Source organism: Streptomyces roseoviridis, assembly GCF_039535235.1.
GTDB classification, from domain to species: Bacteria; Actinomycetota; Actinomycetes; order Streptomycetales; family Streptomycetaceae; genus Streptomyces; species Streptomyces roseoviridis.
The window spans coordinates 3,075,743-3,094,944 of record NZ_BAAAWU010000001.1; the positions used below are offsets into that span (position 1 = coordinate 3,075,743).

A 19,202-nucleotide genomic window follows, 5' to 3' on the forward strand; every position below is an offset into this window, starting at 1 on the left:
ATCGAGCGGGACGGACTCGCAGCCCCAAAGAAGCAAGGGACTTGACGATGCGAATCCTTCTCCGCATGATGAGGAACAGGTAATACATGTACCTCATCGAGCTTCGGGCTCGATGCGAGGTGCTGCGCTCGACGCCCGGAGAGCTCCGTGTAGGCGGGTCGGCTCGATGGAAGCGCCCGGTGCTTGAAAACTGAACAGCGTGATGAGGGTTCGCCGCCTGTCCTTAGACACAACAAGGCGGCCGGCGCGGCACAGGTCCGCGCGCTCAGTCCATCCGCAGCCGCTCGGCTGTGGCCGGTTGCCTCCTCCGCCCGTCCGGTCCCTTCGCGGGGTCGTACGGGCGGGGTCGAGGGGAGCCGGATGGTTCCAACGGCGAGAGGCCCCGGTGCTGGAACACCGGGGCCTCGGTTCGGGCCGTTCCTCTGAGAAGGGAGCACGACCCAATGAAGTCCATCGCTGCACTTCAGGCGGCCGTTACGGCCGTGGCGTTCGACGGTGAGCCGTCGGACGCGGAGCTGGACGCGATCGAGCAGGAGATGCCGCTGATCCTGGCGGAGGTCGACCTGCTCGACGCGCAGATCATGACGCTGGACCGTCCGGCCACGGTGCTGGACGAGCGGCGCATCCGCCGGGCCCGCAACCGGGTCCTGGCCGAGCGCCGGAACCTGACCAACCGCGCCGGCGTGACGATGGGCGGTGCGGCATGACGTACACCGCGCACCTGGCCAACCCGTTCACGGGTGAGTGGGAGCTGTACGTGGTGGTCAAGGAGCACCCCACCGTCGACTGGCCCGCCCACGACTTCAAGCGGGTCTCGGCCCCGACCCGGGCGGAGCGGATCGAGGCGCTGGCCCTGCTCGGCTACGAGCCCGACAACGCCGAGGGCGACTGGCAGTGGCAGGAGCTGTCGGGCCCCGACGAGGACCGCGTCCGCCTGCTCGCCTCCCTCGACGTCCGCCTGATCGGCGGTGCCGCATGAACCGCCTCACCTTCTGGTGCCTGCTCGCCCTGTGCGTCGCCGTGGAGGTCCTGGGGCTGGTCGTCGGCCGCCGGGACGTCCACTACGCCGGAGCGATCGCCGGTGCGGGTGTGATCGCCGTGGCACGGATCCTCTGGCTGGCCCGCCGGGACGGGGGTGAGTCGTGAACGCCACCGGCAAGCCCCTGAGCCGGGTACAGAAGCTGGTGCTCGGTGTCGCGTTCGTGCCGATGCTCGCCACCGGCGGCGCCGGCGCCTACGGCACCTACACCAACATCAAGGCCGCATACGGCTCCGGCACGGCGGTCGGTGCGGTCGCGGCCGGCGAGGGCGCGACCGCCGTGCTCGCGGTCGTGCTGCTCGGACTCACGCTGCTGGGGCAGTCCGCCCCGGCCGTGATCCGGGCGGGGCTGTGGGCTCTTCCCGCCGCCGCGTCCGCCATGTCGGCCATGGCCGCCACCGGCGCGGGCGAGATCGTCATCTACGCACTCACCCCGCTGGCCATGACCGCGTCCGCCGAGGGCGCCGCGTTCCTGGCCCGACGGATCGTGGTCTACCGCGACGGCCGCGACGCCGAAGCCGAGCGCCGCGCCGCCGAGGTCGTCCAGGCCCTCGCCTATCACCGGGCACGGGCCGCGAACCACCCCGACGAAAAGGTCCGCCGACAGTCGGAACTGGAGTCCTGGAAGCTGGCCAAGCGAGTCGGTTCGGGTGACCTCGCCCTCGGCGAGAAGCTGCTCGACGTCCAGCGCACCCAGCTCACCACCGGCGCCAAGGCGGCCCTCACCGCCATGTACGCCATCACCCCGACCGCCGGACCTGCCGGTGAACCGGTCGACATGATGGTGGAGCTGAAGGTCGACCGGTCCACTCGACCGATCCACCCTCCGAATGCGAAGGAATCGCCCCAGACCGGTATGAAACGGTCTACCTCTGAGCAGGCCGTACCGGCCCTGGAGCCAGTCCCAGTTGACTACGGCCGCTCCCACGACCTGTTTGAGCAGGAAGAGTCCACCCCGCCCGATGTGGTGGCGCCCGGTCCGGCCGTGGTCCGTGCGGTCGCCGCCGAGCAGTCGACCCCGCGCCGGGTGACCCGGCGGGTGCCCGAGGCCGCGAAGTCGACTCAGCCCCGCCGCACGAAGGGTGAGCTGCTGGCTGAGGCGCGGCAGTTCACGGAGTCGTGGCCGGTGGAGCATCTGACGGCCGACCGGATCCGCAAGGCGCTGCGCACGTCGCCGGAGAAGGGGCGGTGGCTGCGCGACACCCTGAAGGCTGAGAGGGCTGCGGCGTGAGCGGGCTGCGTATCGGGTCGGTGTGTACCGGTTACGGCGGGCTGGACATGGCCGTCCAGGCCGTCATGGGCGGGTCGCCGGCGTGGGTCGCGGACAACGACCCCGGGGCGGCTCGCATCCTGGCCCACCACCACCCCCGGGTGCCGAACCTCGGCGACATCACCGCCGTGGACTGGCACGCCGTGGAGCCGGTCGACGTCATCGTCGGCGGGTATCCGTGCCAGCCCTTCTCCACCGCCGGCAAGCGGAAAGGAACCGCCGATGAGCGGCACATCTGGCCGTACATCGCGAACGCCCTTCGCGTTCTACGACCCCGAATCGCAGTCTTTGAGAACGTCGCAAACCACCTTCGACTGGGATTTGCCGACGTCCTCGCCGACCTTGCCCGCCTCGGGTTCGATGCGCAGTGGTGCCTTGTACGCGCATCGGAGGTCGGCGCTCCCCACCAACGCCAGCGTCTCTTCGTCCTCGCCGTTGCTGCCGACCCCGACGGCCTCGGAGGCGACGGGCGCAGGGCACGGGGCGCAGGGCGGGATGAACCTGCGCCGCCACACCGTCACGCTCCTGCCGACACCAGCGGCGAGGGACTGGAAGTCCGGCGAGTCGAACCTCATCGGGACGAACGCCAGGCCGCTCAACGAGGTCGTGGTGAACCTCCTACCGACACCGACGCGAGCGGACGGGGAGCGGGCGAGCCCGACGTTCGGCCGGGGCAACCAGACGCTGGCTGGGGCCGTTTCGCCCCTGCCATCGCCCGCTGGGAAGCCGTCACCGGACGACGTGCCCCCTGGGCAACTGACGATCGACGCCGCCTGAACCCCGCCTTCGTCGAATGGCTCATGGGCCTGGCCACCGGCCACGTCACGACCGTGCCAGGCCTGACCCGCACCCAGCAGCTCAAAGCCCTCGGCAACGGCGTCGTCCCCCAGCAGGCCGAAGCCGCCATTCGTCTCCTGCTCGCCCAGTCCGCGACCGGACCGGTCGCCTCCATGACCTCACCGAGGAGAACCCATGGAATCGCTGCCTGAACCCGCCCGGATCGTCCAGCTCCCCGACGGCACCTACACCTACGCCGACCAGTTGCCTGCTTTTCAGCAGCAGGTGGCACCGCAGGTGGTTCTCCAGCACATCCACCAGGCGCCGCCGGACCGCACGGTGCAGAGGATCGCGCTCGGCTCCGGCATCGGCGCCGGCACCGTCGCGGCCGGGGTCTACTTCGGCCCGCTGCTCGTCGGTGCGCTGACCGCGATCGCCGCGAACTTGGCCCTGCTCGCGTTCCTCGCCGTCGTCCTCGCCTGGGGCGTCCACACCGTCGTGAAGTCGATCGGCGGCCCGGACGGCAAGGCCGCCGCCAAGACCCTCACCCGTGCCCGCAGGAAGGGGAAGTGACATGTTCCGTGCCGGAGACAAGGTCCTGATCGTCGCGTGCGATGACGTCCCCCGCGCCGTCGGCAAGACCGGCCGCGTCCTGGACGAGGTCCCGCCCGGCCCGCTCACGAAACACCGGTGGACCGTCGACCGAATCAGCATCTGGATCGCCCCGGTCCTGGTCCACACCCACGAGATCCGCAGGGTCGACTCCTGACCCGCTGCATCCCGCAGGACTGACGCCTGCCTGTCCGCCCCCGGCACGGCCCGGGGGTGGGTGGGGAGTCGGGACAGCCCCGGCCCCAGAGAGGGACCGATCGTGGCCAGCAAGCAGAACGCCGAGCAGGACCCTAACTACCCCAAGCTCACCGCCGGAGAGCACGCCCGGATCGCGTTGAACGTCGCCCGCATGTGCAAGCGCTCCCTCGCCGGTGAGAACGCCGACCGCTCCGACCTGGAGCGCCGGATCGACCGGATCATCGACGGCGCCCGCAAGCGCGCCGAGAAGAACGCCAAGAACAGCCGCAGGTAGCTGTGCCCCGGGGCGGCCGACAGCCGCCAAGCATCCCGACCGCCCCGGGCCCTTGTTCCCTCCCCTGTCGAGAGAGGAAGCACTTCAGTGAAGCACCCCGAGGACGACAACGAACTGTTCAACCGCCTGGAAGCGGAGATGGCTGCCGACGCCGGCGCCGCGGTGGTCGACCTGGACAAGGCCCGCGCCGCCCGCGACACCACCCCCACCACTACCGTGGTCGACCCGACCGAGCCGGAGGGCGAGCGGCCGTTGGTCGACCTGCCGACGCCGGTGGCGACCGGGCCGGGCTACCTGGGTCGACTGGCCGGAGGCAAGCGCCGGGACGTGATTCCGGTCTGGCTGCGGTCCACCTCTGAACTGCGCACGGCCGCCGCGTGGGTGGCCCGCCACTACACCCACACCGTCGGCTACCACGCGCTGCGCGCCCCGATCTACGCCGCCCGGCTCGCGCTGCAGTCGCCCGCAGGAACAGCCCGGTTCATCGGCGGCACGATGCGCTGGGTGTCCGACCGCGAGGGCGAACCGGTCCGCGCCGCCGCCGTACGGCGGGAGGACGCGGCCGAGTACCTGCGGCTGTCCGCCCAGCGCGACAGCCGCGTGAAGCTGCGCATGATGGTCGCTGCCCTCGCCATGTTCGTCGGCCTCACCGTCGCGCTCGCCATCTACGTCCTGGCCCCCGGATGGGTCCAGGCCCTCTCGGTCGGCACGGTCGTACTCGCCCTCGGCGCCGCCGGCCGCAAGGCCGACGCCCCGGTCATCCACCGCGCGGTCGAGCTGCCCAAGGCCAGCAAGCTCACCTCCGACATCGTGCTCCGCGCGCTCGGCGCCCTCGGTATCCCCGCGATCAACCAGGCGCAGGGCAAGGGCCGGGACGGGTTCGAGTTCACCGCCCCGATCACCCGCGACGGCCCCGGCTGGCGCGCGCAGGGCAACCTGCCCTACGGCGTCACGGTCACGGACGTCATCGAGCGCCGTGAGCGTCTGGCGTCCGGCCTGCGTCGTCCGCTGGGCTGCGTGTGGCCCGAGCCGGCCTCGGAGGAGCACCCCGGCCACATGGTGCTGTGGGTGGGTGACCAGGACCTGACCAAGGCAAAGAAGCCCACGTGGCCGCTGGCCAAGTCGGGCAGCGTGGACCTGTTCAAGCCCGTCGCCTACGGCACCGACCAGCGAGGACGGTGGGTCGACGTCACCCTGATGTACATCGCCGGGGTGATCGGCGCGATCCCCCGCATGGGCAAGACGTTCCTGCTCAGGCTGCTGCTGCTCATCGCCGCGCTCGACCCGCGGGCCGAGCTGCACACGTACGACATGAAGGGCACCGGCGACCTCGACCCGGTCGGCAACGCCGTCTCCCACCGGCACGCCGCCGGCGACGACGACGAGTCCATCAACTACGCGCTGGCCGACTTCCGCGCGCTGCGCGAGGAGCTGCGCCGCCGCACCGGCGTGATCCGGTCCCTGCCCCGGGACATCTGCCCGGAGAACAAGGTCACCTCCCAGCTCGCCGACAAGCGGTCGCTCGGGCTGCACCCGATCGTCGTCGGCGTGGACGAGTGCCAGGTGCTCTTCGAGCACCCCGAGCACGGCAAGGAGTTCGAGGAGATCGCAACCGACCTGGTCAAGCGCGGCCCGGCCACCGGGATCGTGCTGCTGCTCGCCACCCAGCGACCCGACGCCAAGTCCCTCCCGACCGGCATCTCGGCGAACGCCGGCGCCCGCTGGTGCCTGAAGGTCATGGGCCAGACCGAGAACGACATGGTCCTCGGTACCTCCGCCTACAAGCGCGGCGTGCGGGCCACCATGTTCGCCTGGGGAGACAAGGGCATCCACTACTTCGTCGGCGAAGGCTCCGACGCCCGGATCGTCTCCGCCGTCTACGTCGACGCCCCCGGCGCCGAGGCCATCGGCGCCCGCGCCCGCTCCGCCCGCGAGAAGGCCGGCCTCCTCACCGGCTACGCCATGGGCGAGGCACCGGAAGTCGTGACCGGCCCGGCCTACGACCTGCTCGCCGACATCCTCGCCGTCGTCCCCGCCGCCGAGGCCAAGGTGTGGTCCGAAACCGTCGTCGCCCGCCTCGCCGAACTCCGCCCCGACGTCTACGACGGATGGGAGCCCGACGCGCTCACCGCGGCACTCAAGCCGCACGGCATCTCCACCGTCCAGGTCGGCCGCCGGGTGGACGGCAAGGTCGTCAACCGCCGGGGCATCACCCGCGCCCACATCGCCGATGCGATCGCTCAGCGTGACGGAAAGCGGGACGCGGGATGACCGTCCGGAGCCGCTAGCGCTAGCAGCAACCCCCGCTAACGTTAGCGGCTTCGCTAGCACCCAAAACCGGCTCTGACCTGGCTGCTAGCGGATAGCGGCCCACCTGCGAAAACCCCTGGAAACCGCCTGGGAGGGCCCCTCATGACCCCCGCCCTGCTCACTATCGCCTGCCTGCTCGCCGTCACCCTTGGTTACGTAGCGAAGTGCGCGGCGTCGCCGTTCGGGACCTGCCGCAAGTGCCACGGCCTCGGTCACGCGCTCAAGACCGACCGCAACGGACGCCCCAAGCGCGGCAAGGACTGCCGCCGCTGCCAGGCCACCGGCAAGCGCATACGCGTCGGCCGCTGGCTCTACAACCGCGCCACCGCCACCTACCGCGCCGGCACCCGCTGACCGAACGTCGTGGGACCGGCGGCCACCCACTACATGCGGGCTCGCACGAAGCAAACGCTCGCCAGCGCAGCCACCGGTCCATGTCCCCGAGCTTGCGAGCACCCGGGGCCCGCGCAGCCTCCCAGCCATCCCACACCGCCGTCAAAGGAGATACCGCCATGGCCGTGACCATCTCCCTGGTCGCCCTGTTCGGACTCGTCCTGTTCTTCCTGCTGCGCTCCAACACCCTCGGCTACGGCTCCGCGTTCGTCGCCGCCGGATTCGGCTTCTTCCTCGCCTCCACCGGAGCCGCCACTCCCATCAACAACCTCGCCAGCGCCGTCCTCGACGCCATCCCCAACCTGTGAGGCACCGCATGCGACTGCGCATCCACCGCACCGACTGGCCCCGCCCCGCGCTGATCCTGACCGACACGCCCCTCCCCGACTGCCCGGACTGCCAGGGCGAGGGAGGGCACAACCGGGACTACGGCGACTACGAGACCGGCGAGTACGCCGGTACCGACTGGGACCCCTGCCCCTGCTGGGACGAGAACCGCTCGTGGGTCCTCCTCCCGCTCCCCAGGCGCCCGCGCCGCCGTCAGCCGGACGTCGATCCGTGGGGCACCGGCTACAGCGACGAGCCGCCGTTCTAGCAACGCCAAGGGCGGCCCCCATCCGACCAAGAACCGGGGCCGCCCTCATCCAGCACTGTTCAGAGAACTGGAGACACCCAGCATGACCCATCCCGCACTGATCCGGCGAGACAGCGCGCTCACCCTCGCCGCCGGCGGTCTGCCGGTACTTCCGCTGAGCGCCGACAAGCGCCCGTTCGGCAACTGCCCCGACTGCCGGAACAACCGCTGCGGCGGCCGGCCGAACATGAAGACCCCCGGCCCCTGCCAGTGCCCGCGTCCGTGCCACGGGTGGGCCGCCGCCACCACCGACCCGGCGGTGCTGTCGTCCGGCCCGTGGGAGGGTGCCTGGCGTCGCGCCGGAGCCGTCGCCTACCACCCCGGCGCCGCCAGCGTGACCGTGGTCGACCTGGACGACGCGGACGCGATCTCGTGGGCCCGCCGCACCCTGCCCCCGACCCGCACCGTCGCCACGACTCGGGGCGAGCACTGGATCTACCGGGGAGCGATGCAGTCCGCCAACGGTGTGCGGCCGGGCGTGGACATCAAGTCGTCCATGTCCTACGCCCGCTGGCTCGGCCCCGGTACCGGCGACATGGCGGCCCTGCCGTCGACCGTCCGGGCCCTGGTCGAGAAGAAGCCGTCCACCGTCCGGCCGATGCCGACCACCGTGCCCGCGCCGGCCGGGGGCGGGAAGTGCCCGCACCGCTCGCCCGCCTACCTGGAGCGCGGTATCGCCATGGCCGAGCAGCGCATCACCGACGCCACCAGCGCGGTCCACAACACCGTGTACGCCACGTTCCTGGCGGTGCTGTCCGCTCACGGTCGGTGCGGCTGCCTGACCGAGGCGCACATGGGGCGGCTGTTCGCCGCAGCACAAGCCAAGGGGGAGTCCCCGCGGCACTGCACGGACGCCTGGTCCAACGCTCGTACGGCGCTGGGACTGTAGCCATGTCCGAGGACGAGAAGACTCCGGCCCGCGAGGTCATCACCGAGTACGCGCAGGCCCACTTCCGGTACTTCCGCACCGCCGACGGCACCGTCTACGCCCAGCGCAACGGCCAGCCCGTCGCCCGGCCGATCCGCTCGCAGGGCACCGCCGGCAGCCACCGGCAGGAACTCATGGTCGGCCTGTTTCGCGACGGGCTCGGCGTGTTCAACGGCACCGCACTCAGGGAGGCTCTGGACTTGATCGAGGCACTGGCCATGACCCAGGAAGTGCAGCCCGTCCACATCCGGGTCGCCCCCGGCTCCGACGGAGCCACGTGGCTCGACCTGGGCCGCAACGACGGCAAGTCCGTCCGCATCCACCCCACCGGATGGGAGATCGTCACCCCCGAGCCGCGCGAGGTGTGCTGGCGGCGCACCCAGCTCACCGGGGAGCTGCCCCTGCCCGCGAAGGACACCGACGGCAAGGGCATCGACCTGCTGCTGCGGCTGTGCAACTTCGCCAACGCGCAGACCGAGTGCCTGGCCATCGCCTGGCTCATCGGCTGCCTCGGGCCGTCCGTGCCCGTCCCCGCCCCGTTCCTCACCGGCCCGCAGGGCGCGGGCAAGTCCACCGGCGGGCGGATGCTGGTGCGGATCATCGAGGGCATGAGCGGCGACCTGCGACGGGCGCCGAAGGACGAGGAGAACCTGATCGCGGCCGTCGCGGCCGGGTGGGTCACTGCCCTGGACAACCTCTCCCACCTCGCCCCGGATCTGTCCGACCTCATGTGCTGCATCGTCACCGGCGCCGAGACCGTCAAGCGGGCTCTGTTCACCGACGGCGACGTGGTCCGGGCCCGCTACCGCCGACCGCTGCTGCTGACCGGTATCGACGTCGGCGTCATCCGGCCCGACCTCGCCGAACGCCTGCTCCCGCTCCGCCTGGAACGCCCCCGGGTGCGGCGGACCGAGGCGGAACTGTGGGCGGAGTTCGAAGAGGCCCTGCCCGTCATCCTCGGCTCCCTGCTCGACCTGACCGTGAAGGTCCGCGCGACCGAGGCCGACATCCCCACCGACCTGCGGATGGCCGACTTCGCGCACCTGTGCGCGCAGCTGGACGCGGCCACTGGCTTCGGTGCGCTGGACGCCTACCGGGCCAGCCTGGACGACCTCAACGACGACGTCATCGAGGGCGACCTGCTCGCGCAGACCGTGCTCAAGCACGCCGCCGGCATCGAGCCGGGCACCGAGGTCCGGATGACGTCGGCGGAGTGGCTGCACTGCCTCACCCAGCTCTACACCGGCGAGGACTTCCGGCCGCTGCCTAAGGGGTGGCCCACCACCGGCAAGGTCCTCTCCGACCGTCTCAAGCGCCTGCAGCCCGTCTTCACCGCCCGTGGCGTCCTGGTCGACTGGGGCCGGACCCGCACCGCCCGGTACATCGAGATGGCCCGTCCGGCGACCCCGGCGCCGGACGAGCAGAGCGAGATGTTCTAGGCCCGGGCCGCACAGCCCGTCCGCACAAGCAAGAGGAGCACCCCCGCCCGGCGCGGCGTGCTCCTCTTGCTCTTCGGCGGCGGCGCCGCCGCTCAAAGGACGCGCCGCTCTGCGGCTCCTTCTTCATGCCTGAAGGCACGCGCAACAACAGACACTCCCCTCTCTTTTCCTAAGAGAAGAGATCCTGCGTCACCTGCGTCACCCCGACCCCGAAAAAGATCTCTGAGCTGGAACGACGGCCGTGACGCAGGCCAGCGACGCGTGCGTCACGCCGCGTCGCCTGCGTCACCGGTGACAGAAGCGTGTGTCACGGGTGACGCACGCCGGAACCCCCTGCGTCACCGGAACCTCCAGGTCAGCAGCACAGGAGACGCAGATGTCGCGGTGACGCAGGAATCCGCACCTCGGACAGCGCGAACCGTTCCGACTCGCCGTCCCTGCCCGTCTTCGCCCCCGCCGACGACGGCGCTCCGACTCCCACACCCATGGAGGGACTCGATGGCCCGTACCGCCCGCCGCCGTGAGCCCGCCGACGAGTGGCTCCCCCTGACAGACGTCCTCGCCGAGATCGGCATCACCCGAGCCACCTACTACCGCTGGCGCAACCGGGGCTATGGCCCCGAGGTGAAGCGCCTGCCCAACGGGCACCTGCGCGTCCGCCGCAGCGTGCTCGACGCCTTCCTGAACGAACTGGAGACCGCGTGACCGAGTGGAGCTACACCGTACGGATCTGGAGCATCAGGAAGCGGCCGTACCGCAAGCCGTACCAGCTCCGGTGGCAGGTCGGCACGCGGCCGCACTCCGAGTCCTTCCTGACGCTCGGGCTCGCCGAGAGCCGGCGGGCGCAGTTCATCACGGCGACCCGCGAGGGCGAGCCGTGGGACGTCGACAGCGGCCTGCCGAAGTCGATGGTCCAGAAGGCCAAGGACATCTCCTGGTACCAGCACGCCAGGAACTACGTGGAGATGAAGTGGGACCACTCCCCCGCCTCCACCCGCCGGAACCTCGCCGAGGCCATGGCTACCGTGACACTCGCCCTGGTGAAGGACACCAAGGGAATGGGCGACAAGCGGGCCGTCCGCCGCTCGCTCTACACCTGGGCTTTCAACGTGAACCGGTGGAAGGAGGAGCCCCCCGAGGAAGTGGCGGCGCACCTCGCGTGGGTCGAGCGGAAGTCTGTCCCCACCTCCCAGCTCTCCGACCGGATGCTCGTCCGCCGGGCCCTGGACGCCTGCGCCCGGCGGCTGGACGGGAAGACGTCGTCCGGCTCGGTCATCGCCCGGAAGCGCGCCATCTTCCACCAGGCCCTCGGCATCGCGGTCGACGCCGAGTTGCTGGGCGAGAACCCCATGGCCGCCCTCAAGTGGAAGGCGCCGGAGCGGGTGGAGGAGGAAGTCGACCCCGAGGCCGTGCCGGACCCGGCGCAGGCCGCCGCACTCCTCGCCGCCGTCGGCCGGCAGGGCGACCGCGGGCGCCACCTGGCCGCGTTCTTCGGGTGTCTGTACTACGCCGGCGCCCGGCCCGGTGAGCTGGTCGGGATCCGGCTTCAGGACTTCGACCTGCCCCGGCGCGGGTGGGGGCTCGTCCGGCTCCGGGAGAGCCGGGCGCGATCCGGGAGCTCCTGGACGGACACCGGCGAGGCCCACGACCGTCGCGGCCTGAAGCACCGGACCCGGAAGACCGTCCGGCACGTGCCGATCCCGCCCGAGCTGGTCGCGATGCTCCGGTGGCACGTCACCCTGTACGGCACCCACGCGGACGGCCGGCTGTTCCGGACCGCCCGCGGCGGCATGGTGCAGGAGAGCGGGTACGGCGAGGTCTGGGCGAACGCGCGACAGGAAGCGCTCAGCCCGTCCGAACAGGAATCGAAGCTCGCCAAGCGGCCGTATGACCTTCGTCACGCCGCCGTTTCCACGTGGCTCAGCTCCGGCGTGGAGCCGCAGCTCGTCGCCCAGCGGGCCGGCCACTCCGTCGCGGTGCTCTTCCGGGTGTATGCGAAGTTCCTGAAGGGCGGCGACGAGGCCGCGAACGCCAAGATCTCGGCCCGACTGAACCAGCACCGCGCCGGCGCCCCCGCGAGGGTCTGACCGGCGGACGGCCGTCCACGGCCCGTCCACACACGCTGGTAGAGAGTGGGATCGGGTGAGACGCAGTGAGACAGTGCGCCGCGCCGGTCCAAAATTAACAAGACGGCCCCTGATCGCGTTTCCGCAGATCAGGGGCCGTCTTCATCGCGTGGCGGCGCCAGGATTCGAACCTGGGTAGGCTAAGCCGACGGATTTACAGTCCGCTCCCATTGGCCACTCGGGCACACCGCCATGGGATCGCTGCCTCGGAGCCGCTTTTCGGCGGTGCTCCCTGGCAACGACGTAAACAATACCTGATCCCCAGGGGTGCTTCGCCACCGGATTGATCACCGGTTCGCGGCCGCGCGGGTGGCTACGCTTTGTGCCGTACCCGAACGCATCCGAGCAAGGAGCCCCACCTCATGGCCGACTCCAGTTTCGACATCGTCTCCAAGGTCGAGCGGCAGGAGGTCGACAACGCCCTCAACCAGGCCGCGAAGGAGATCTCGCAGCGCTACGACTTCAAGGGCACCAACGCGTCGATCTCCTGGTCGGGCGAGAAGATCCTCATGCAGGCGAACGGCGAGGAGCGGGTCAAGGCGATCCTCGACATCTTCCAGTCCAAGCTGATCAAGCGGGGGATCTCGCTGAAGTCGCTGGACGTGGAGGGCGAGCCGCAGCTGTCCGGCAAGGAGTACAAGCTCTTCGCCTCCATCCAGGAGGGCATCTCCCAGGAGAACGCCAAGAAGGTCTCCAAGATCATCCGTGACGAGGGTCCCAAGGGCGTCAAGGCGCAGGTGCAGGGCGACGAGCTGCGGGTCAGCTCGAAGAGCCGGGACGACCTGCAGGCCGTGCAGCAGCTCCTCAAGGGCAAGGACCTCGACTTCGCGATCCAGTTCGTGAACTACCGGTAGGACCTCGGGGTCGCGTCCGAAAACCGCCAGCCGTCGCGTCCGGCGGCTCGCACACTGGACCCATGACGACGATGAGCACTCTCTACACCCGTGTCGACGGCCCCCTCGGCCCGATGCTCCTCGTGGGGCACCTGGCCGACGGGGGCCGGGTCGTGCTGCGGTCGCTGTCCCTGGAGGGCCAGAAGGGGGGCGCCGTCGTCCAAGGCGACTGGGTTCACGAGCCGGGGGCGTTCGAGGAGGTCGCCCGGCAGCTCGGCGAGTACTTCGCCGGACGCCGGGACCGCTTCGACGTCCTCTGCGACGGGCGGGGCGGGACCGAGTTCCAGCGGCGGGTGTGGCGGGCCCTGGAGGAGATCCCGTACGGGACGACCGTCTCGTACGGGGAGATCGCCCGGCGGGTCGGCTCCCCCGGCGCCGGGGTACGGGCCGTGGGCACCGCGATCGGCCGCAACCCGCTGCTCGTCGTGCGGCCCTGCCACCGGGTGATCGGGGCCGACGGGTCCTTGCGCGGCTACGCGGCCGGGCTGGAGCGCAAGGAGCGGCTGCTCGGTCTCGAAGGCGCGCTCGCGGGTCCGCTCGAGGGTGCGCTCGCCGGCTGATGGAGGGCCTCTTCCCGCGCGAGCGGACCGAGCCCGCGCCCGGCGCCGTGCACGTGCCGGGCTGGCTGCCGTTCGAGCGCCAGCGGGAACTGGTCGCGGCCTGCCGGGAGTTCGGGCGCGGCCCGGTCCGGTACGAGGCGACCGTGCTGCCGGGCGGCGGCGTGATGTCGGTGCGCTCGCTGTGCCTCGGGCGGCGCTGGGAGCCGTACCGCTACCTCGGCCCCGAGCGGAACCTCCTCGAACTGCCCGAGTGGCTGGTCGCGTTGGGCGTGAGGCGCTGGTCGAGGCGTACGGCGCGCACGGCGGTTTCGCGCCGGACACCGCGCTCGTCAACTTCTACGGGGACGGTGCCCGGATGGGCATGCACCAGGACAAGGAGGAGCGGTCCGGTGCGCCCGTGGTGTCGCTCAGCCTCGGCGACACCTGCGTCTTCCGGCTCGGGAACACCGAGGACCGCGGCCGGCCGTACACCGACGTGGAGTTGGTCTCCGGCGACCTCTTCGTCTTCGGCGGGCCGTCCCGCTTCGCGTACCACGGCGTGCCCAAGGTGTACGCCGGGACCGCCGCTCCCGGCCTCGGCCTCGCCGGGCGGCTGAACATCACCCTGCGCGAGACGGGGTTGTGAGACCCGGCGCCGGGCCGTGCCCGGGAAGTCCCGCCCGGCCCACGGCCTAGCGTTCGCGCGAATGGCCGAAAAGAATCCGGTACGCGATCAGCAGCACCAGAGAGCCGCCGATCGCCGACAGCCAGGTCGCCCCGTCGTAGAAGTCCGCGCTGATCGGGCGGTCCAGGAAACGGGCCGACAGCCAGCCGCCGAGGAACGCGCCGACGATGCCGATGACCGTCGTGCCGATCAGGCCGCCGGGGTCGCGGCCCGGCAGCAGGACCTTCGCGATGACACCGGCGAGCAGGCCGAGAACTATCCAGCTGATGATGCTCATGCCCTGGAGGACGCCCGCCGGTCCCGGCCGGTTGCCGGACCCCCTAGTGTGCGGGGCATGACACCTGAACTGCGCCGTACGCTCGGCGTCTTCGACGCCGTCGTCGTCGGGCTCGGGGCGATGGTCGGTGCCGGGATCTTCGTGGCGCTCGGGCCGGCCGCCGAAGCGGCCGGCACGGGGATGCTCCCGGCGCTCGGGGTGGCCGCCGTCGTCGCCTACTGCAACGCCATGGCGTCGGCCCGGCTCGCCGCCCGCTACCCGGCCTCCGGCGGCACCTATGTGTACGGGCGGGAGCGCCTGGGCCCGTTCTGGGGCTATCTGGCGGGCTGGGCGTTCGTCGTCGGCAAGACGGCCTCGTGCGCGGCGATGGCGCTGACCGTCGGGGCGTACGTGTGGCCGGCGCACGCGCACGCGGTGGCGGTCGCCGCCGTCGTGGCGCTGACGGCCGTGAACTACCGGGGGGTGCAGAAGTCGGCGCTCCTGACCCGGGTGATCGTGGCGGTCGTCCTCGCCGTGCTGGCCGCCGTCGTCACGGTGAGCGCCGGGGCGGGGCAGGCGGAGCGGCTCGGCCTCGCCGCGGAACTCCCCAGGGGCGGGGTGCTCCAGGCGGCGGGCCTGCTGTTCTTCGCGTTCGCCGGGTACGCGCGGATCGCGACCCTCGGCGAGGAGGTGCGCGACCCGGAGCGGACCGTCCCGCGGGCCGTGCCGATCGCGCTCGGCATCGCGCTCGCCGTCTACGCGGCCGTCGCGGTGTGCGTGCTCGCCGTGCTCGGCCCGGAGGGGCTCGCGGCCTCCGCCGCGCCGCTCGCGGACGCGGCGCGCGCGGCGGACGCCGGCTGGCTGGTGCCGGTGGTCAGCGTCGGCGCGGCGGTCGCCGCGCTCGGCTCGCTGCTCTCGCTGATCCTCGGGGTGTCGAGGACGACCCTCGCCATGGCCAGGGACGGTCATCTGCCGGCCACGCTCGCGGCCGTGCACCCGCGCCACCGGGTGCCGCACCACGCGGAGCTCGCGGTGGGCGCGGTGGTGGCCCTGGTGGCGGCGACGGCGGACGTGCGGGGCGCGATCGGCTTCTCGTCGTTCGGCGTGCTGGTCTACTACGGGATCGCCAACGCCTCCGCCTGGACGCTGGGCCGCCGGGAGCGGCCCCTGGCCATGCTGGGCCTCGCCGGCTGCGGGGCGCTGGCCTTCGCCCTGCCGCCGACCGCCGTCCTGGCCGGTACCGGGGTGCTCGCGGTGGGGGTGGTGGCGTACGCGGTGGGCCGGGGACGGCCGGCGGCGCCGGGGGCGTAGGCCCCCTCGGGGAGGGGGCGTGGCAGAGCCTCGGGGAAGTGCGCAGCGCCCGGGGAGGTGCGCCCCCGGGCCCCGCTAGCGCGGCTGGTACCCGTAGGTCCCGTACGGCTGGTCCGTCGGGACGATCTCCTTGCCCAGGGGCAGCAGCGAGACCGGGATCATCTTGAAGTTCGCGATGCCCAGCGGGATGCCGATGATCGTGATGCAGAGCGCGATGCCGGTGGTGATGTGGCCGAGCGCCAGCCACCAGCCGGCGAGGACCAGCCACAGCACGTTCCCGACGCACGAGGGCGCGCCCGCGTCGCGGCGGTCGACGACCGTCTGGCCGAAGGGCCACAGGGCGTAGAGGCCGATGCGGAAGGCGGCGAGTCCGAAGGGGATGCCGATGATCGTCACGCAGAGCAGGACGCCGGCGGCCAGGTAGCCGAGGAACATCCAGAATCCGCAGAGGATCAGCCATATGACGTTGAGGATCGTCTTCACGGGCGGTGACCTGCCATCTGCTCGAGCCGGGCGATGCGTTCGGCCATCGGCGGGTGGGTGGAGAACATCTTCGAGAGCCCCTGTCCGGGCCGGAAGGGGTTCGCGATCATCATGTGGCTCGCGGTCTCGATCTTCGGCTCGGGCGGCAGGGGCAGCTGTCTGGTGCCCGCCTCCAGTTTGCGCAGGGCGCTGGCGAGGGCGAGCGGGTCGCCGGTGAGCTGCGCGCCGGAGGCGTCGGCCTCGTACTCGCGGGAGCGGGAGATGGCCAGCTGGATGACCGAGGCGGCGACCGGGCCCAGGATCATGATCAGCAGGAAGCCGAGGATGCCGGGTCCGTCGTCGTCGCTGGAGCGGCCGACCGGGATCAGCCAGGCGAAGTTCACCAGGAACATGATCACGGAGGCGAGCGCTCCGGCGACCGAGGAGATGAGGATGTCCCGGTTGTAGACGTGGCTGAGCTCGTGGCCGATGACACCGCGCAGCTCGCGCTCGTCGAGGATCGCGAGGATGCCCTCGGTGCAGCACACGGCCGCGTTGCGCGGGTTGCGCCCGGTGGCGAAGGCGTTGGGCGCCTGGGTGGGCGAGATGTAGAGCCGGGGCATGGGCTGGCGGGCCTGGGTGGAGAGCTCGCGGACCATCCGGTACAGGCCGGGGGCCTCGAACTCGCTCACGGGCCGGGCCCGCATGGCGCGCAGCGCCAGCTTGTCGCTGTTCCAGTAGGCGTACGCGTTGGTGCCGAGCGCCACGAGGAGCGCGACGATCAGTCCCGTACGTCCGAAGAAACTGCCGATGACGATGATGAGGGCGGAGAGCCCTCCGAGGAGTACGGCGGTCCTCAGGCCGTTGTGCCGGCGGTGCACGGTACGCCCTCCAAGTGGTGCGGCAGGGGAACCCTTCTGTCCAGTGGACCCTCCCTTCCTGGTCAACGCCACGCGGGAGGTACGGGTTCCCCGGCCGTGCCGGGGGCGGGGTGGGCCGTGCGGGTGATCAGCGCTGGGCGGGCACCGGGGGCAGGTCCAGGCCGGCCTTCTCCAGGGCGGCGGGCAGCGGCTCGACCTCGCTGGTGCAGTGGCCGCAGCGGGAGGCGATGGCCGGGATCTCGGTGAAGCAGCGGGGGCAGTCGCGCTTCTCGGACTTCGGGTCAGCGGCCTCCTCCCGGGCGAACCTCTCCTGGATCTTCGTCATGGGGACGACGATCAGGAAGTACAGGACGGCGGCGGTGATGACGAAGGCGATGGCGGCGGCGATCGCCAGGCCGTACGGGAAGACGGTCTTGCCGACGGTGAAGTGGGCCTCGCTGAAGTCGCCGACCGAGCCGGTGGCGAGGCCGATGAGCGGCGTGATGAAGGCCTTGCTGAAGCCGGTGACGACTGCCGTGAACGCCGATCCGACGGCCAGTCCGATGGCCATCGAGACGACGTTCCCGCGGAGAATGAAGTCCTTGAAACCGCTCAGCACGGGGTCCTGCTCCTTGGTGTTTCCGGTGTGGGGGTCAGAAGAGGCTGTTCGCCGCGAAGCGGAGCGCGAACTGCGGATAGCCCGACAGGACGACGCCCGCGACCGCGGTGAGGGCGATCGCCAGGGTGACCGGCGCGGTGGGCCGCTGCGGCACGGACGCCCCCTCCGGCGTGCGGAAGAGCAGCGCCGTCCACCGCAGGTAGTAGGAGAGGGCGATCACGACGTTGACGCCCATGATCACGGCGAGCCAGCCGAGGCCCGCGTCGACGGCCGCCGAGAAGACGGTCACCTTTGCGAAGAGGCCGATGATACCCGGCGGCAGCCCGGCCAGGTTCAGCAGGAAGAATCCCAGGGCGAGGGCGGTGGCCGGGCTCGCCGCGTACAGGCCGCGGTAGTCGGAGATCCGGTTCTCCGGGTTCGCACGTGCGACGAGCGCGAGGACCGCGAAGGCGCCGAGGTTCACGACCGCGTACATCAGGGCGTACGCGACGGTGGCGCCGATCTGGTCGTCGCTGGAGTACGCGGCGGCGGCGATCGGCACCAGGAGGTAGCCGGCCTGGGCGACGGAGGACCAGGCGAGCAGCCGTACCGCGCTCCACGCGCGCGTGGAGACCTGGCGCAGGGCGGCCACGTTGCCGACGGTCATGGTCAGGGCGGCGAGGGCGGCGAGCGCGGGGCCCCACACGTCGGCGTAGGTGGGGAAGGCGACGACGGTGACCAGGATGAGGCCGGTGAAGCCGACGGCCTTGCCGACCACCGAGAGGTAGGCGGCCACGGGCAGCGGGGCGCCGACATAGGTGTCGGGCACCCAGAAGTGGAAGGGGACGGCCGCCGTCTTGAAGGCGAAGCCGACCAGGGTGAGCGCCACGCCCGCCTGGGCGAGGGTCTGCAGCTGGTCGGGCACGTCGCCGAGGCGCTGGGCGACCTCGGTGAGGTGGAGGCTGCCGGTGGCGGCGTAGACGAAGCTGACGCCGAGCAGGGTGACGGCGGTGGCGGTCACGGAGGACAGGAAGAACTTCAGCGCCGACTCGCCGGACATCCGGTCGCCGCGCTTGAGGCCGACCAGCGCGAACGCGGGCAGCGAGGCCACTTCGAGGGCGACGACGAGCGTCGCCAGGTCGCGGGAGGCGGGCAGCAGCGCGGCGCCGGCCGCGGAGGACAGCAGCAGGAACCAGAACTCTCCGGCCGGCAGCTCCTTCCGGGTGCCGGCGAAGGAGAGCAGCCCGGTGAGCAGCGCGCCGGCGAGCACCAGGAACTGGATGACCAGCGTGAAGTGGTCGGCGGTGTAGCTGCAGGCCCGGATCTGGGTGTCGGCGGTGAGGCAGAAGGTCGAGCGGTCGCCCGCGCGCAGCGGGACGAGCAGCACGAGCGCGGCGGCCAGGCCGGCGACGGAGGTCCAGCCGAGGAGCTGCTTGCGGCCGGGGGGCACGAAGAGGTCGGCGACGAGGACGGCGAGGGCGACCACCGCGACGAGGGTGGGCGGCGCGATGGCGAGCCAGTCGACGGACTGGACGAGGTCGGCGGACCGGGCCTGGCCGGTGGGCCGGGCGAGGTCGGCGGCGGCGAGGGCGGTCACG

The 19,202-nt window shown here is 71.5% G+C and carries 24 protein-coding genes, 1 tRNA gene and 1 pseudogene; 20 read left to right on the plus strand and 6 right to left on the minus strand.

Annotated elements, in window-relative coordinates; genetic code table 11:
• Window positions 1-443 precede the first annotated feature (443 nt).
• From ABD954_RS13785 to ABD954_RS13860, 16 genes are all read left to right on the plus strand, one after another.
• A complete protein-coding gene (locus ABD954_RS13785) occupies window positions 444-707 on the plus strand; it encodes a DUF6284 family protein (protein ID WP_345486301.1) in 264 nt (87 codons plus the stop codon).
• A complete protein-coding gene (locus ABD954_RS13790; protein ID WP_345486303.1) occupies window positions 704-979 on the plus strand; it encodes a DUF6303 family protein in 276 nt (91 codons plus the stop codon). The genes ABD954_RS13785 and ABD954_RS13790 overlap by 4 nt, the downstream gene beginning before the upstream one ends.
• Window positions 976-1,146, plus strand: coding sequence for a hypothetical protein (locus tag ABD954_RS13795; protein WP_345486304.1), 171 nt, complete (start codon window positions 976-978; stop codon window positions 1,144-1,146). Before ABD954_RS13790 ends, ABD954_RS13795 begins: the two co-directional genes overlap by 4 nt.
• On the plus strand, window positions 1,143-2,270 hold the full coding sequence (locus ABD954_RS13800) for a conjugal transfer protein (RefSeq protein ID WP_345486305.1): 1,128 nt from the start codon (window positions 1,143-1,145) through the stop codon (window positions 2,268-2,270). Before ABD954_RS13795 ends, ABD954_RS13800 begins: the two co-directional genes overlap by 4 nt.
• A complete protein-coding gene (locus tag ABD954_RS13805) occupies window positions 2,267-3,298 on the plus strand; it encodes a DNA cytosine methyltransferase (RefSeq protein WP_345486306.1) in 1,032 nt (343 codons plus the stop codon). The genes ABD954_RS13800 and ABD954_RS13805 overlap by 4 nt, the downstream gene beginning before the upstream one ends.
• Window positions 3,282-3,659: a DUF6251 family protein gene (locus ABD954_RS13810; protein ID WP_345486307.1), complete on the plus strand. Its 378-nt coding sequence runs from the start codon at window positions 3,282-3,284 to the stop codon at window positions 3,657-3,659. The genes ABD954_RS13805 and ABD954_RS13810 overlap by 17 nt, the downstream gene beginning before the upstream one ends.
• A 1-nt stretch (window position 3,660) precedes the next feature.
• The gene (locus tag ABD954_RS13815; protein ID WP_345486309.1) at window positions 3,661-3,855 is read left to right on the plus strand and encodes a hypothetical protein; all 195 of its coding nucleotides are present in this window, start codon (window positions 3,661-3,663) and stop codon (window positions 3,853-3,855) included.
• Window positions 3,856-3,957: 102 nt separating this feature from the next.
• On the plus strand, window positions 3,958-4,170 hold the full coding sequence (locus ABD954_RS13820) for a DUF6257 family protein (RefSeq protein ID WP_345486310.1): 213 nt from the start codon (window positions 3,958-3,960) through the stop codon (window positions 4,168-4,170).
• A gap of 87 nt (window positions 4,171-4,257) precedes the next feature.
• Window positions 4,258-6,441 carry a cell division protein FtsK gene (locus tag ABD954_RS13825; protein WP_345486311.1) on the plus strand — a complete coding sequence of 728 codons (2,184 nt, stop codon included), beginning with the start codon at window positions 4,258-4,260 and terminating at the stop codon, window positions 6,439-6,441.
• A 141-nt stretch (window positions 6,442-6,582) separates the two neighbouring features.
• Window positions 6,583-6,834: a hypothetical protein gene (locus ABD954_RS13830; RefSeq protein ID WP_345486313.1), complete on the plus strand. Its 252-nt coding sequence runs from the start codon at window positions 6,583-6,585 to the stop codon at window positions 6,832-6,834.
• A 158-nt stretch (window positions 6,835-6,992) separates the two neighbouring features.
• Window positions 6,993-7,181: a hypothetical protein gene (locus tag ABD954_RS13835; RefSeq protein WP_345486315.1), complete on the plus strand. Its 189-nt coding sequence runs from the start codon at window positions 6,993-6,995 to the stop codon at window positions 7,179-7,181.
• Between the two features lie 8 nt (window positions 7,182-7,189).
• Complete coding sequence (locus ABD954_RS13840) at window positions 7,190-7,468, plus strand: hypothetical protein (RefSeq protein WP_345486316.1); 279 nt, start codon at window positions 7,190-7,192, stop codon at window positions 7,466-7,468.
• 82 nt (window positions 7,469-7,550) lie between these two features.
• On the plus strand, window positions 7,551-8,396 hold the full coding sequence (locus ABD954_RS13845) for a bifunctional DNA primase/polymerase (protein ID WP_345486317.1): 846 nt from the start codon (window positions 7,551-7,553) through the stop codon (window positions 8,394-8,396).
• Between the two features lie 2 nt (window positions 8,397-8,398).
• The gene (locus ABD954_RS13850; protein ID WP_345486318.1) at window positions 8,399-9,874 is read left to right on the plus strand and encodes an ATP-binding protein; all 1,476 of its coding nucleotides are present in this window, start codon (window positions 8,399-8,401) and stop codon (window positions 9,872-9,874) included.
• Window positions 9,875-10,372: 498 nt separating this feature from the next.
• Window positions 10,373-10,579, plus strand: coding sequence for a helix-turn-helix transcriptional regulator (locus ABD954_RS13855; RefSeq protein WP_345486319.1), 207 nt, complete (start codon window positions 10,373-10,375; stop codon window positions 10,577-10,579).
• The gene (locus tag ABD954_RS13860) at window positions 10,576-11,961 is read left to right on the plus strand and encodes a tyrosine-type recombinase/integrase (RefSeq protein WP_345486321.1); all 1,386 of its coding nucleotides are present in this window, start codon (window positions 10,576-10,578) and stop codon (window positions 11,959-11,961) included. Before ABD954_RS13855 ends, ABD954_RS13860 begins: the two co-directional genes overlap by 4 nt.
• A gap of 149 nt (window positions 11,962-12,110) precedes the next feature.
• On the opposite strand, the gene ABD954_RS13865 is transcribed toward ABD954_RS13860, so the two are convergent.
• Window positions 12,111-12,192 (minus strand) — tRNA-Tyr (locus ABD954_RS13865).
• A gap of 170 nt (window positions 12,193-12,362) precedes the next feature.
• Between ABD954_RS13865 and ABD954_RS13870 the strand changes: the two genes are divergently transcribed.
• The 3 genes and pseudogenes from ABD954_RS13870 to ABD954_RS13880 all read left to right on the plus strand — a co-directional run bounded on the left by ABD954_RS13870 (window position 12,363) and on the right by ABD954_RS13880 (window position 14,078).
• On the plus strand, window positions 12,363-12,854 hold the full coding sequence (locus tag ABD954_RS13870; RefSeq protein WP_345486323.1) for a YajQ family cyclic di-GMP-binding protein: 492 nt from the start codon (window positions 12,363-12,365) through the stop codon (window positions 12,852-12,854).
• Between the two features lie 62 nt (window positions 12,855-12,916).
• Window positions 12,917-13,453, plus strand: coding sequence for a methylated-DNA--[protein]-cysteine S-methyltransferase (locus ABD954_RS13875; protein WP_345486324.1), 537 nt, complete (start codon window positions 12,917-12,919; stop codon window positions 13,451-13,453).
• Window positions 13,453-14,078 (plus strand): annotated as a pseudogene (locus tag ABD954_RS13880) (alpha-ketoglutarate-dependent dioxygenase AlkB family protein). The gene ABD954_RS13875 and the pseudogene ABD954_RS13880 overlap by 1 nt, the downstream one beginning before the upstream one ends.
• A gap of 46 nt (window positions 14,079-14,124) precedes the next feature.
• Here the strand turns inward: ABD954_RS13880 and ABD954_RS13885 are convergent.
• Complete coding sequence (locus ABD954_RS13885) at window positions 14,125-14,394, minus strand: GlsB/YeaQ/YmgE family stress response membrane protein (protein ID WP_345486325.1); 270 nt, start codon at window positions 14,392-14,394, stop codon at window positions 14,125-14,127.
• A 57-nt stretch (window positions 14,395-14,451) separates the two neighbouring features.
• Between ABD954_RS13885 and ABD954_RS13890 the strand changes: the two genes are divergently transcribed.
• A complete protein-coding gene (locus tag ABD954_RS13890) occupies window positions 14,452-15,684 on the plus strand; it encodes an APC family permease (protein WP_345486326.1) in 1,233 nt (410 codons plus the stop codon).
• Between the two features lie 75 nt (window positions 15,685-15,759).
• Here the strand turns inward: ABD954_RS13890 and ABD954_RS13895 are convergent, their stop codons facing one another.
• The 4 genes from ABD954_RS13895 to ABD954_RS13910 all read right to left on the minus strand — a co-directional run bounded on the left by ABD954_RS13895 (window position 15,760) and on the right by ABD954_RS13910 (window position 19,201).
• On the minus strand, window positions 15,760-16,167 hold the full coding sequence (locus ABD954_RS13895; RefSeq protein WP_345486327.1) for a YccF domain-containing protein: 408 nt from the start codon (window positions 16,165-16,167) through the stop codon (window positions 15,760-15,762).
• Entirely contained in the window at window positions 16,164-17,027 is an 864-nt protein-coding gene (gene htpX, locus ABD954_RS13900; protein ID WP_345486328.1) for a zinc metalloprotease HtpX, read from the minus strand. The genes ABD954_RS13895 and htpX overlap by 4 nt, the downstream gene beginning before the upstream one ends.
• Window positions 17,028-17,154: 127 nt before the next feature.
• The gene (gene mscL, locus ABD954_RS13905; protein WP_345486329.1) at window positions 17,155-17,625 is read right to left on the minus strand and encodes a large conductance mechanosensitive channel protein MscL; all 471 of its coding nucleotides are present in this window, start codon (window positions 17,623-17,625) and stop codon (window positions 17,155-17,157) included.
• A 34-nt stretch (window positions 17,626-17,659) separates the two neighbouring features.
• Entirely contained in the window at window positions 17,660-19,201 is a 1,542-nt protein-coding gene (locus ABD954_RS13910; RefSeq protein ID WP_345492152.1) for an NADH-quinone oxidoreductase subunit N, read from the minus strand.
• Window position 19,202: the final 1 nt, after the last annotated feature.